The organism is Neobacillus sp. PS3-40, from assembly GCF_030915485.1.
GTDB lineage: Bacteria > Bacillota > Bacilli > Bacillales > Cytobacillaceae > JAUZPL01.
The window spans coordinates 922,007-935,406 of the sequence record NZ_CP133266.1; the positions used below are offsets into that span (position 1 = coordinate 922,007).

Genomic DNA, 13,400 nt, shown 5'->3' on the forward strand with positions numbered 1-13,400 from the left:
AAGATCGGACTTTCTTCTTTTTTCGGCAATTTTAATACACTCTTTTAATTTTCGACTTATTCGTTTTAGGTAATGTCCTAGCTTTTTTGTCAAACTCTACAAAAAAGGCTTATCGAGAACAACCAAGGAAGAATTGTTTAACATCTTTAAAAAAGCACTTAGCCAAATGATGAACTGCACATCCAATTAGTAGATTGTGTCCAAAAATTGGGGTGCAGTTCAAATGACTAAGCGTTATTTTTAAGGAAGAGGAATAGAGATTTCTTTGAAATCTTCAGCTATATCTGTATGAAGGAATATTTCCTTTGCTTCCCCAACTAATTCTCCCCATGCATTCCTGTCGTATCTAGAACTTATATGGGTTAGACACAAGCATTTACTATCAGCTTGTTTGGCAATTTTTGCTGCTTGATGGGTGGTGGAATGAAAATAATCAAAGGCAAGTTTTTCTTCCTCTTTCGAAAAGGTCGCTTCATGAATTAATAAATCAGCATTTCTGGCTAAATAAATTGCATTCTCACAATATCTTGTGTCACCAAGAATGGCAACAACCCGTCCTTTTTGAGGAGAACCAATAAATTCCCTTGGATTAATCACTCGTCCATCATCAAGAATGATTGTTTCACCGTTTTTTATTTTCTTAAAAATTGGCCCTGGTTGGACACCAGCCGCGATCAGCTTATCTGCAAACAATATGCCTGGCTTATCTTTTTCGGTAATTCTATATCCATATGAAGGAATACCATGCTCTAAAAGGCGTGCTTCCACCACAAATTGGTCGTCTTCAAATAGAATCCCCTCGTCTATTTCAACTATTTTCAAAGGATATTTTAAAAATGATTGACTAACGGAAAGGCTCACATTTAGATATTCCTCTATTCCTTTTGGACCATAAACCGTCACTTCCGAGTCTCCCCCTTGAAAGGAACGGCTCGATAATAATCCTGGAAGCCCATAAATATGGTCGCCATGGAGGTGAGTAATAAAAATCTTTTCAATTCTGCGCGGCTTTATGGTCGTATGTAAAATTTGATGCTGGGTTGCTTCTCCAACATCAAAAAGCCAAATAGCACCTCTTTCTTCGAGTAACTTAAGCGCAATGGACGTTACATTGCGGAGCTTTGCCGGAAGCCCAGCACCCGTACCTAAGAAAAATATATCCATAATAAACTCCTTTCAAAACCGTTACACTGATGTAATAGCAATTAACTAATAATATAGCACGATTAGTTGGATGAATACATTTATTGCATAATATTTGCGAAATCTATAGGAAACAGATAAAATTTTATTCTTGTAAGGTAAACTTGGCTAGGATAACTATATATATTGGAAAGAGGTCCATAATCGTGAATCAAAATGAAAACATGACTTCCTTAATTATGATATTTGGGGCAACAGGGGACTTAGCAAAACGGAAGTTGTTTCCATCCATATACCGTTTATTTGAAAGGGGCAAACTGGCCGAACGGTTTGCTGTAATTGGTGTTGCAAGAAGATCCCTTTCTAATGATGAGTTTCAACATTCTGTAAAAGAATCTGTTCTCTCAGCATTAGGAAAGGATAAAAATATCGACGAATTCATCTCACACTTTTACTATCATTCCCACGATGTTACAAACTCAAGCTCGTACCTGTCATTAAAAACAATGGCAAATGATCTTGATAAGCATTATCGCTTAGATGGAAATCGAATATTTTACCTTGCCATGGCACCTGAGTTTTTTGGAACGATTGCACTGCACTTGAAATCCGATGGTTTAACAGATGTATCAGGTTTTAAACGATTGGTTATTGAAAAACCATTTGGACATAATTTGGAATCAGCTAAAGAATTAAACAAACAAATTACAACAGCATTTTCCGAGGACGAAGTTTATCGGATTGATCACTATTTAGGAAAAGAAATGGTTCGAAATATTGAAGTCATTCGATTCGCAAATGCTATTTTTGAACCACTTTGGAATAATAGATATATCTCCAATATTCAAATTACATCAAGTGAAACCCTTGGTGTAGAAGAACGCGGACGCTACTATGAAACAAGTGGAGCACTGCGAGATATGGTTCAAAACCATATGATGCAAATGGTATCACTATTAGCAATGGAGCCACCAATCCGTCTAACTACTGATGAAGTACGCTCAGAAAAAGTAAGAGTTTTTCGGGCAATAAGATCTGTTGAGGGTGACCAAGTTCAAGATTATTTTGTTCGCGGACAATACGATGAGGGAACAATCAATGGCAAGAAGGTTATGCGCTACCGTGATGAACAAATGGTGGATAAGGAATCGAATACGGAAACCTTTGTGGCTGGAAAATTGATGATCGATAATTTCCGTTGGGCAGGTGTACCATTTTATATTCGAACAGGAAAAAGAATGCTAACTAAGTCAACAAAAATTGTCGTCCAATTTAAAGATATTCCAATGAATTTATACTACCAGACGGAGAAAATGTTGAATCCTAACCTCCTTGTCATACATATACAGCCGGAGGAAGGCATTACCTTGCATTTAAATGCTAAAAAGGCTGGAGGACACTTTGATGCGCAAGAGGTAAAGCTTAGCTATGCAAATACCGGTATCAATGGAATGAACACTCCTGAAGGATATGAGAAACTTCTCTATGATTGCATGTGCGGTGATGCTACTAATTTCACCCACTGGGACGAGGTTGCCCTTTCTTGGAGTATGGTGGATAAAATTTCAGCTGTTTGGGAAAAGACAAAAGAGGAAAGTTTCCCAAACTATATTTCAGGAACAAAGGGTCCAAAAGCGGCTGATGAACTACTAGAAAAAGATGGATTTTTCTGGTGGCCTGTAGCCGATCTAGATGTAGAAAATTGTCAATAAATAGCTTTCAAAAAGGCCTGATCCCTCATTCACATTTTACCGTGGATGAGGAATTAGGCCCTTTGTTTACTTTCCCTTTTCATGATCCCGCGGAAACGTACGGAGAAAGTCTTTATTGAAGCTTGTCTCAGTTCCCACTTGATGGGTTGAATCGACCTTGTGTAACCCGGCGTTTTCTATGACACTTTTCCCATATTTTTTGCGCAACTCAGAAACAGCTTTAAACAATGGTTCCTTCTTTGCTTCTTTTTCAAATGAAAAGAGATCGAGTTGTTCTACAACTTGGTCATGATCTACTAAATCTGAACCTGTTATGCCTAATAGCCGAACAGGATTACCATTCCAATGTTTTATAAATAACTGTTTGGCATGTAACGCAATTTCTTCCTTCCTGTAAATTGGCTTTGCATTTTTTTTACTTCTAGTTATTGTCTTTCGATCTTTAAAACGGATCGTTATTCCCAGGGTAGAAGCCAGTACATTTTTTTGTTTGAGTCTAATTGAAACCGTTTCAGCTAGCGATTCTAATACACGAAAAAGTTCTTGCTGGTTTGTAACGTCTTTTGGAAGTGTTGTTGAATTGCCGATACTTTTAAAATCAGCAACAGATTCTGGATCAACTGGTCTTGAATCAAACCCGTTAGCCCTCTCTTTTAAACGGACTCCATTAATACCAAGAAGTTTTTTTAGCTGAATCTCATTTCCCCTTGCTAAATCACCAATAGTTCTGATATTAATCGTCATTAACTTTTCAGCTGTCTTTTTACCTACTCCATGCATTTCACTCGAATAAAGCGGCCAGAGGACGTTACTGACATCACGTTTACGGAGCACAGTAATACCCATCGGCTTTTTCATATCAGAAGCCATTTTTGCCAGAAATTTATTGGGTGCAATACCAATGCTGCATGGCAAATCTAACTCATTTAGAATTCTACTTTGGATCGATTTTGCAATTTGGATTGGGCTCCCAAGTTCATAACTTTCCGTGATATCTATATATCCCTCATCAATAGAAACAGGCTCGACAAGCTCTGAGTATTGCCTTAATAATTCAAACATACCAATCGAAGCAGTTCGATAACGATCAAAATTAGGCGCTTTTACAATTAATTGTGGACATAGCTTTTTTGCTTCCCAAAGTGGCATAGTTGTTTTTACTCCAAACTTTCTGGCTTCATAGCTACTTGTAACAATGATCCCCCTTCGATCCTCTACGTTACCAGCAATCGCAAGGGGTTTTCCCTTTAAGGTTGGATCATATGTCATTTCAACAGAAGCATAAAAGCTATTCATATCCACATGTAAAATAACTCTTCCCTTTTTCGGATACATTCCTTTCATTACGGCACTTCCTTGATTGGTTTCATTTAGCACTAGTAACATTGCCAGTTTTTATCCATAAATAATTTCCCCACAAGTATATTGTAGAGATTAGCTCTTAGCAACCTGAGGCCGCTTTCTATCTTACGTTTAACAAAAATAATGAAAACTTGCCGATTGGCGTGCCCCTAAGGGTGAGATTAGGCGTAGTTGCCCATATGCGCTAGCAGAATTTATGGATATAACTTCTGATTAGCTCAAATAAAAGAAGCCACCTATTTAATGGTGACTTTTCATATAGTCTTGCAAATCTGCTATTCCATCTAAAGATCCTACTAGGGTTTCAGGATTAATAATGGTAATTAATTGGTTGTCTAAGCTTGCCACTCCTGAAATGTATGCTGTATTCGCAAAAGAAATTAGCCCTACCTGTTTTATTTTATCATCTGGTATTTCAATAATTTCTTTTGCCTCATTTACTAATAAACCCAGTAAAAGCTTTTCTGATTGAATGACAATTAATCTAGCATTTTCATCCGTTTTCAAATATCGTTGATAGAAAATATACTCTAAATCTATGATAGGAATTAATTCTTCTCTGACTTTAATAATTCCTTTTATGTAATCTGACATTTGAGGAATTGGCGTAGAAGTCCCCATTTTTTCAATTGATACCACAAATTCGAGCGGTATCCCATATTCTTCATTTCCTGTTCGAAAAACAACCACTTTACACATATAAACCCTAATCCCCCTCATAAAGAATGATTCTTGGTATATGAATTACTATAAAGCAAAGGACCAGGACACTCAACATAATTTTGCGAGGGTCCTAGTCCAATTAAAATCTTACCTATTGATTAGTTACTTCATCAATAATCGCAAGTGTCATTTCTGCCAACTTATACAGTTCCTCGATTGGCATACGTTCCTTTGTTGTGTGGATATCCTCATACCCTACTGCTAGGTTAACAGTTGGGATGTTGAAGCCTGCAATAACATTGGCATCACTTCCGCCACCACTTTTTTGCAGTTCACAACTACGGCCAATTTTTTTTGCTGCCTTTTGGGCTACCTCAACAACATGATCGCCTGCTCCTAATTTAAATCCAGGATACATGACCTCTATTGTTACTTCTGCTTTACCGCCCATTTGTTCAGCAACAGATTCAAATGCTTCACGCATTTTATTAGCTTGTTCTTCCATTTTTTCTGCCACAATAGAACGGGCTTCTGCTAAAATATCAACACGGTCACAAACAATGTTTGTGGCAGATCCGCCTTCGAAGCGGCCTATGTTAGCTGTTGTTTCTTCATCAATTCTTCCTAGTGGCATTTTTGAAATTGCTTTAGCAGCAATAGTAATCGCAGATACGCCTTTTTCTGGAGCAACTCCAGCATGAGCAGTTTTTCCATAAATGACAGCTTTAACTTTTGCTTGAGTTGGAGCGGCCACTACTACATTACCTACTTTGCCATCACTATCAAGGGCATAGCCAAACTTTGCTTTTAATAAAGAAGGATCAAGCACTTTTGAACCAACTAAACCAGATTCTTCCCCTACTGTAATAATAAATTGAATTGTTCCATGTGCAATGTTTTGCTCTTTCAATACACGAATGGTTTCTAGCATTACAGAAAGTCCCGCTTTATCATCAGCACCAAGGATTGTTGTACCATCAGTCACAACATAACCATCTTTGATAGAAGGTTTAACCCCTTTACCTGGTGTAACAGTATCCATATGTGAGGTAAAGTAAATTGTATCTACTCCATCTTTTGTTCCAGCAAGTGTACAGATTAAATTTCCTGCACCATATCCTGTTTTAGCAGTAGTGTCATCTTCGAAAACTTCTACTCCTAAATCAGTAAATTTTTGCTTTAACACTTTAGCGATTTCGGTCTCAAATTTTGATTCCGAATCAATTTGTACTAACTCAAGAAATTCATTTAATAGACGTTCTTGATTTATCATTATCATCAAACCTTTCGTTATTATGTACTCACTATCTTAGTATACCTTTTCCAATGCAATGCATCAAATGAAAGGGCTTTATAATTCTACCTTTTAATAATTAAAGAGGAATATTGCCGTGTTTTTTCTTAGGCCTGGACTCTTTTTTATTTCTTAGCATTTCCAATGCCTGAATGATTTTTATTCTTGTTTCCCTTGGGTCAATAACATCATCAACCATGCCCCTGCTTGCCGCTACATATGGGTTTGCAAACTTTTCACGGTATTCTTCAATTTTCTGCTGTCTTACTAATTCTGGATTATCACTATTCTGAATTTCTTTTGCAAAAATAATATTGGCTGCTCCCTGTGGCCCCATTACGGCAATTTCAGCATTTGGCCAAGCAAATACAAGGTCTGCTCCAATGGATTTACTATTTAGGGCCACATAGGCACCACCATAGGCTTTTCTTAAAATTACTGTTAATTTCGGTACTGTAGCTTCAGAATAGGCGAATAATATTTTTGCTCCATGGCGAATGATTCCCCCATGTTCCTGTTTAATTCCTGGAAAAAATCCAGTAACATCCTCAAATGTAATAATCGGAATATTAAAAGAATCACAAGTGCGAATAAATCTGGCTGCCTTATCAGATGAATTAATATCTAATCCTCCTGCCATAACCTTTGGCTGATTGCAAACAAGACCAACCGACTCGCCTTTGATTCTTGCAAAACCGACGACAACATTCTTGGCAAAATCCTTTTGAATTTCCATAAATGAATTTTCATCAACAACGTGTTCAACGACTTTACGGACATCATAAGGACGTATTGCATCAAATGGAATAATGTCTGTTAATTCAGAACGATAGTCATCTTTTTCATCAACCTCTAGCATTGGTGCCTTTTCTTCATTGTTTTGCGGAAGATAGCTAAGAAGTTTGCGAACATTGATTAATGACTCTGCCTCAGTCTCATGTTGAAAATGTGCATTCCCACTGATACTATTATGTACCTTTGCACCACCAAGGTCTTCTGATGAAATTTTCTCACCTGTCACTGTTTCAATCACTTTTGGCCCAGTAATAAACATTTGGCTTGTCTCTTCAACCATAAAAACAAAATCGGTGATGGCTGGCGAATAAACAGCCCCACCTGCACATGGTCCCATTATTACCGATATCTGTGGAATAACCCCTGAGTAAATAGAGTTACGATAAAAAATCAGCCCATATCCATCAAGTGAAACTACGCCTTCTTGAATTCGTGCGCCACCAGAATCATTGAGGCCAATAAATGGTGCCCCATTTTTTGCAGCCAAATCCATCACTTTAGCAATTTTCAAAGCATGCATTTCTCCAAGAGCACCACCAAAAACGGTAAAATCTTGAGAAAACAAGTAGATAGGGCGTCCATTTACCTTTCCATATCCTGTTACAACACCATCGCCAGGACCTTTCTGCTCATGAAGTCCAAAATCGATGCTTCGATGTTCAATGAATGGATTTAATTCGACAAATGTATCTTTATCAACTAAAAGGTCAATTCTCTCCCTTGCAGTGAGTTTCCCCTTTTCATGCTGTTTTCGTCTTCTTTCATCCCCTCCACCAAGCTCGACATCACGCCTTCGATCATACAATTCACTAATTTTTTCATAGATATCAACCATTTTATCCCTTCATCCCCTTTTTTTCACAAAGCTCAAACAAAACTCCAAATGTAGACTTTGGATGCACAAAAGCAACCTTTGATCCACCCGCACCGATTTTTGGCTCATCTTGTATCATACGAAGTCCTTTTGACTTAATTTCGTTCATTCTCTCCTGAATGGATTCAACCCCAAGGGCAATATGATGAATTCCCTCACCCCGTTTTTCAATAAATTTGGCAATTGGACTTTCATTAGAAGTAGGTTCGAGAAGCTCAATTTTTGTATCACCAACTTGCAAGAATGCAACCTTTACCTTTTCACTTTCTACTTCTTCGATTGCCAACAGGGGGAGCTTTAATACTTCCGTATAAAACGGAAGCGCTTTCTCAAGAGATTGAACTGCCACACCAATGTGATCAACTTTTTTAACCATGTTTACCCCTTTGTTTTCAAAATTTGAATTTATTCGATAATTTAATAATTCGCTAAAAAATTCATAAATCCTTCCTAATTTGATTAGTTGTTCCGTTGTTTAAGTGGGCTTTTATATGTACAATAAGGATAACAATGCTTCAATAAAGGGGGTAATTTATTTTGGGTAATAAGAAAAACAGAAAAATCGTAGTCTATTTAATGTTACTTGCGATGCTGGCTTCAACCCTCCTACTTGGAATAGCACAGTATCTATCATAAGCAACCAAGAAAACCTTTCATATTATGAATTGATTATTAAATAATAAAGAAAACTCGCCGATTGACGAGCCCCTAAGGGCGATGATTGGGCGTAGTTGTCCTTATGCGCTAGCAGAATTCATGGATAAAGGGGCTGTTCGAATGAACAGCCCCTTCTTTTTTATTTGGTTATTTTAACTAACTATTATGATTTAACAAAGGCTTTTATTTAATTGCCCCGGTTTCCATTGCGAGGCTTTGAAATGACTTTTTTGTCGTTAAAATTAATACCTTTGTTCCTAATGGAATCAGTGGATACAATGATTTAATGACTTCATTTTGAGCTCTTATGCAGCCTTTAGTTACATATTTCCCGATAGAAGCTGGCTGATTGGTGCCATGGATCCCAAATGTTCGTCCATCTGTTCCCAACGCGTCAAAACCAATCCATCTAGCTCCAAGCGGATTTGAAAGATTTCCTCCAGGGATATTTTTCTTCCGATAATATGGGTCTTTTGCTTTTACCGTTATTGTAAAAAGGCCTTCTGGAGTTAATTCTTGTGATTTGCCTGTACCAACACTAATAATCGTTTGAACTCGGTTATCTTCAATGAAAGCTAATTCGTTTGTCTTTTTATTGACAATAACGAAAGGATCACCTGGCCCAGGATTATGGCCTAAGGGCCACAAAGGTGAGAGAAAAAAAACAATAAGGAGCGGTGAAAAAATTTTAATCAACACATCCACCTGCTTTTTTTTCTCTAGTTTGCTTCCATTTCCCTTACTCCATTCACGTCGGTAGACTTTTTTAATCCTTTAAATGAACTTTTCAGGATAAGATATCTGTCCATTTCATTTACAAGTTGCAAAAGTGCAGCCCTTACTTCAAATTCTTCTCTTGTTTTAGGAAGCTCCATTTCTTCGAATTCTACTTTCATTCTCCTTAATTTTTCGATATAAATATAAGCCGTATTTCCGGGATGGATGTTTTCTGATAATTCTTCAAGAAAATCTGAAATCATTTTTCCTTGCTCTATCGTTTGTGTAATGGATGTCACAATCGGTAGAACTCGTTCGATAATTTCAAACTGTTTTTCCCTCATTTTAAAATAATGAAAGTATATATTTTCTTCTCTCAAAAGATGATTTTCGACATCTAGTAAAGCGATTGTTTTGGCTTCTTCAAAAAGACGGGCTGTTTCCGTAATTTCTTTCCCATCCCATTCACTTTCTCCTCTTCTTAAGTAATGGATCATTTCACAAAAAATCTGTTTAAAGTTCTGTTCAATCCTTTTCTGGTAAAACTCTAACTTCTTTTCAACACTTGGCATATAAAGATTAATTATAAGTGCAACTCCAATTCCTATGACAATAACGCCTAATTCATTGAGAAAAAGACCAGTTGAAATATGGTGGGCAATATAAATATGTAGAATGATAACGCTGCTTGTCACAACTCCTTCTTTTGCTTTCAGCATAACAATGGTGGGAATAAAGAAAAATAACATTAGCCCAATAATAATGGGATGGTAGGCTATTCCTTCAAAAAATAATGCTGAAAAAGGCATAGCTAGAACACAAGCAACAAACCGGTGCCATGCAGTCCTTAATGATCTTCTTTTCGTCACTTGAATACATAAAATCGTTAAAATTCCTGCTGAAGCAAAATTATGGAGGCCCAATTTTTGTGCTATTAATATAGCAATAGACGTGCCAACAGCTGTCTTGATTGTGCGATATCCAATTTGAAATTTCATAAAATTTTCTCCTAAAAGATAGTAAAAAAGAAAACTCGCCGATCGGCGATGACCGAGGCGTAGTTGCCCTTATGCGCTAGCAGAAATTTATGGATATAAATTCTGAATAGCTAAACAAAAAAGATGATCAATTTGATCATCTTTTTCTTAGCTATCATATCCTTTTTACAGCATTTTTTGCAAGAAATCCTGTGCTCGCTTACTCTTAGGATTTGTGAAAAACTCATTTGGCGGAGCATCCTCTACAAGTGCACCATCATCGAGAAATAGAACTCGGTCGGCAACCTCGCGAGCAAAGCCCATTTCGTGGGTAACAATTGCCATGGTCATTCCTGTATGAGCAAGTGATTTCATAACTTCTAGCACTTCTTTTACCATTTCAGGGTCGAGGGCAGAGGTTGGTTCATCGAAAAGCATAACATCCGGTTCCATTGCTAGTGCCCTTGCGATGGCAACACGCTGTTTTTGGCCACCAGACAATCTTGTCGGATATTCGTTTGCTTTTTCAGAAAGATCCACTTGTTTTAAAAGGGAATTGGCAATTTTTTCAGCCTCTCCCTTTGATAACCCTTTTACTTTCATTGGTGCATACGTAAGATTTTGCAAAACGGTCTTATGTGGAAACAAATGAAAGTGTTGAAAAACCATACCAACATTTTGACGCACTTTCATAATATTCGTTTTTTTATCGGTAACATCTTGATCCCCAATCCAAATTCGTCCACTAGTTGGTTTTTCAAGAAGGTTCATACAGCGGAGAAAGGTAGATTTCCCTGATCCTGATGGCCCGATAATTGCTACCACTTCTCCTTCTTTAATAGAAGTAGAGATCCCCTTTAAAACTTCAAGCTTACCAAAACTTTTATGCAAATCCTCTACCTTAATCACTGCGTCTCATTCTCCTTTCAAGGGCTTTTCCTAAGAAGGTTAATGTCATAACCATTAGGTAATAAATGAAGCCTGCAATTAATAACGGTTCAAAAAAGGAGTAGTTTTCTGCACCAACTTGATAAGAACGGCGCATAATATCCATCACACCAATCGTAGTCACAATGGCTGATTCTTTTGTAAGGGTAATAAATTCATTCATTAAAGCAGGTAAAATATTCTTCAACGCTTGAGGAAGAATAATATCCCACATCATTTTCCCATAAGGGATACCGAGGGCCATGGATGCTTCCTTTTGCCCTTTATCTACAGCAAGAATACCTGCACGAATAATTTCAGAAACATATGCTCCAGAGTTAAGACCAAACGATAAAATAGCTGCGGTATATGGTTCAATCTGGTAACCTATTACCTGTGGTGAACCATAATAAATGAGCATTAATTGCAAGATAAGTGGTGTTCCACGAAAAATCGATGTATACACATCTGCAATCCATAAAAGAATCTTAAACGAACTAATTTTAAATAATGATAAAATAATACCAAGTGCAAATCCCAAAATTCCTGCCATAAGGACAATTTTTAGCGTAACGAGAATTCCTTCTAAAATATATGGCATGGAGGGAATGAATTGGGTAAAGTCTAAGTTCATTCCGACACCAATCCTCTCTATAAAGATACAAACATAAACGTTCAGAAGACAACTTTCTTCTGAACGTCCTTTTTATTTCATATTATTTTTCCCCACCAAACCATTTAACAACTAATTTCTTCAATTCCCCATTATCTTTCATCTTTTTCAATTCTTTATTGAATTTTGCTGTTAGATCACTGTTTTTAGGGAATGCAATAGCTGAGCCGGCTTCATTAGGATTATCGCCGATTGTAAAGCCTGTTAAATCCTTTTCTTTCGTGAAATAACCCTTGGCAACTGTATCCTCAATAATTGCAGCATCGAAACGCCCTGCTTTAATTTCTTGGATGATATCAGGAATACGATTTCGATTTTCAATTTTAATCGGAGTTGTTTTATTTATATCATTTGCTTTACCTTCTTGAATGGATCCCAGCTGTACACCAACTGTTTTTCCTTTTAAATCATCAAGTTTAGTAATTCCACTGTCTTTTTTGGAAACAATCATGTGTTGGGCAGTATAATAAATATCACTAAAATCAACGTTTTTCTTTCGTTTTTCAGTTGGTGTCATCCCAGCGAGAACAAAGTCAACCTGACCTGATTTCAATGATTGAACCAAACCGCTAAAATCAATGTCTTTCACTTGAACCTTATAGCCAAGTTTAGAAGCAAGTGCTTTCGCTAAATCAACATCAAAACCAATAATATCGTTACTCTTTTCTGTTTTAACATATTCGAATGGTGGATAGTCAGCAGACGTTCCCATTACTAATGTCTTTTTATCTTTGCTACCATTTGCATTGTTCTTGTTGCTTGTCCCACATGCAGCAAGAAGTCCAAGAAGCATCATCATTGCTAGAAATAACATAATTCCTTTTTTCATACTATTCTTCCCCCTATGTTTTTACTGAAAATTAATATTTAAAGTGGTACCTTTTTTACTATTCCCTAATTTTCAAGTAAGAATGTATTAATAATTATTCACAGTAATGAATTTTAACACAAATTTATTTTTATGCAATAATATTTTTGAAAATTAGTTTAGAATAATTTTTTTATCAACAATATTATTCAACAAAGCCATTTTTTTATGTAAAAAAGGCTGATCCTATAACGGATCAGCCCTTTTTACTTCTATTTACATCTCTTCACAAAATTGGTCGAAAGTTTGCTGAAGTTTTGCAACAACTGTAGCAGGGTCAAAGCCCTCAATTTGATGTCTTTCAATCATGGTGCAAATTTTCCCATCCTTTAACAAGGCAAAGGAAGGGGAGGATGGTGGGTAATCAGTGAAATAGTTTCTAGCTACTTCTGTTGCTTCCTTATCTTGCCCTGCAAAAACAGTGACAAGATGGTCAGGACGTTTGTCATAGTGCAAGGCATGGGTAGCTGCTGGGCGTGCTACTCCACCCGCACAACCGCATACAGAATTAATCATGACTAATGTTGTTCCTTTTTTTTCTAAGGCCGCAGTTACTTCCTCAGGGGTCTTTAATTCTTCATAACCAGCTGACACGATTTCATGACGCGCTTTATTGACAATATCATTCATAAAAAAGTTATAATCCATACTCATTAAATTGCTCCTCCTATACTTTAGGGATAGTATCATGATAACAGTAAAAACATATCTTTTTCAAATATAAACGAAATATTTTCC

14 protein-coding genes are annotated in these 13,400 nt (G+C 36.8%); 2 read left to right on the forward strand and 12 right to left on the reverse strand.

The annotated features are described in order from the left end of the window. Positions 1-240 precede the first annotated feature (240 nt). A complete protein-coding gene (gene rnz, locus RCG20_RS04700) occupies positions 241-1,164 on the reverse strand; it encodes a ribonuclease Z (protein WP_308183086.1) in 924 nt (307 codons plus the stop codon). Positions 1,165-1,382: 218 nt separating this feature from the next. On the opposite strand from rnz, the gene zwf reads away from it, so the two are divergent. Beyond that, the gene (gene zwf, locus RCG20_RS04705; RefSeq protein WP_308184289.1) at positions 1,383-2,855 is read left to right on the forward strand and encodes a glucose-6-phosphate dehydrogenase; all 1,473 of its coding nucleotides are present in this window, start codon (positions 1,383-1,385) and stop codon (positions 2,853-2,855) included. 66 nt (positions 2,856-2,921) lie between these two features. Here zwf and RCG20_RS04710 read toward each other — a convergent pair whose 3' ends face one another. From RCG20_RS04710 to mce, 5 genes are all read right to left on the reverse strand, one after another. Continuing rightward, a complete protein-coding gene (locus tag RCG20_RS04710; protein ID WP_308183087.1) occupies positions 2,922-4,199 on the reverse strand; it encodes a DNA polymerase IV in 1,278 nt (425 codons plus the stop codon). Between the two features lie 258 nt (positions 4,200-4,457). Then, entirely contained in the window at positions 4,458-4,916 is a 459-nt protein-coding gene (locus RCG20_RS04715; protein WP_308183088.1) for a chemotaxis protein CheW, read from the reverse strand. A gap of 115 nt (positions 4,917-5,031) precedes the next feature. Continuing rightward, the gene (locus RCG20_RS04720) at positions 5,032-6,153 is read right to left on the reverse strand and encodes a M20/M25/M40 family metallo-hydrolase (protein ID WP_308183089.1); all 1,122 of its coding nucleotides are present in this window, start codon (positions 6,151-6,153) and stop codon (positions 5,032-5,034) included. Between the two features lie 100 nt (positions 6,154-6,253). After that, on the reverse strand, positions 6,254-7,804 hold the full coding sequence (locus tag RCG20_RS04725) for an acyl-CoA carboxylase subunit beta (RefSeq protein WP_308183090.1): 1,551 nt from the start codon (positions 7,802-7,804) through the stop codon (positions 6,254-6,256). A 1-nt stretch (position 7,805) separates the two neighbouring features. Next, entirely contained in the window at positions 7,806-8,219 is a 414-nt protein-coding gene (gene mce, locus RCG20_RS04730; RefSeq protein WP_308183091.1) for a methylmalonyl-CoA epimerase, read from the reverse strand. 161 nt (positions 8,220-8,380) lie between these two features. Between mce and prli42 the strand changes: the two genes are divergently transcribed. After that, positions 8,381-8,479 carry a stressosome-associated protein Prli42 gene (gene prli42 / locus RCG20_RS04735; RefSeq protein WP_308183092.1) on the forward strand — a complete coding sequence of 33 codons (99 nt, stop codon included), beginning with the start codon at positions 8,381-8,383 and terminating at the stop codon, positions 8,477-8,479. Positions 8,480-8,683: 204 nt separating this feature from the next. Here prli42 and RCG20_RS04740 read toward each other — a convergent pair whose 3' ends face one another. From RCG20_RS04740 to RCG20_RS04765, 6 genes are all read right to left on the reverse strand, one after another. Then, positions 8,684-9,196 carry a L,D-transpeptidase gene (locus RCG20_RS04740; RefSeq protein WP_308183093.1) on the reverse strand — a complete coding sequence of 171 codons (513 nt, stop codon included), beginning with the start codon at positions 9,194-9,196 and terminating at the stop codon, positions 8,684-8,686. A 23-nt stretch (positions 9,197-9,219) separates the two neighbouring features. Next, entirely contained in the window at positions 9,220-10,215 is a 996-nt protein-coding gene (locus RCG20_RS04745) for an aromatic acid exporter family protein (protein ID WP_308183094.1), read from the reverse strand. Positions 10,216-10,380: 165 nt separating this feature from the next. Beyond that, positions 10,381-11,103, reverse strand: a complete 723-nt coding sequence (locus tag RCG20_RS04750) for an amino acid ABC transporter ATP-binding protein (RefSeq protein ID WP_308183095.1) — start codon at positions 11,101-11,103, stop codon at positions 10,381-10,383. Then, complete coding sequence (locus RCG20_RS04755) at positions 11,096-11,755, reverse strand: amino acid ABC transporter permease (RefSeq protein WP_308183096.1); 660 nt, start codon at positions 11,753-11,755, stop codon at positions 11,096-11,098. Before RCG20_RS04755 ends, RCG20_RS04750 begins: the two co-directional genes overlap by 8 nt. A gap of 82 nt (positions 11,756-11,837) precedes the next feature. Continuing rightward, on the reverse strand, positions 11,838-12,623 hold the full coding sequence (locus RCG20_RS04760; protein WP_308183097.1) for a transporter substrate-binding domain-containing protein: 786 nt from the start codon (positions 12,621-12,623) through the stop codon (positions 11,838-11,840). A gap of 255 nt (positions 12,624-12,878) precedes the next feature. Further along, positions 12,879-13,316, reverse strand: a complete 438-nt coding sequence (locus tag RCG20_RS04765) for a BrxA/BrxB family bacilliredoxin (protein ID WP_308183098.1) — start codon at positions 13,314-13,316, stop codon at positions 12,879-12,881. Between the last annotated feature and the right edge of the window lie 84 nt (positions 13,317-13,400).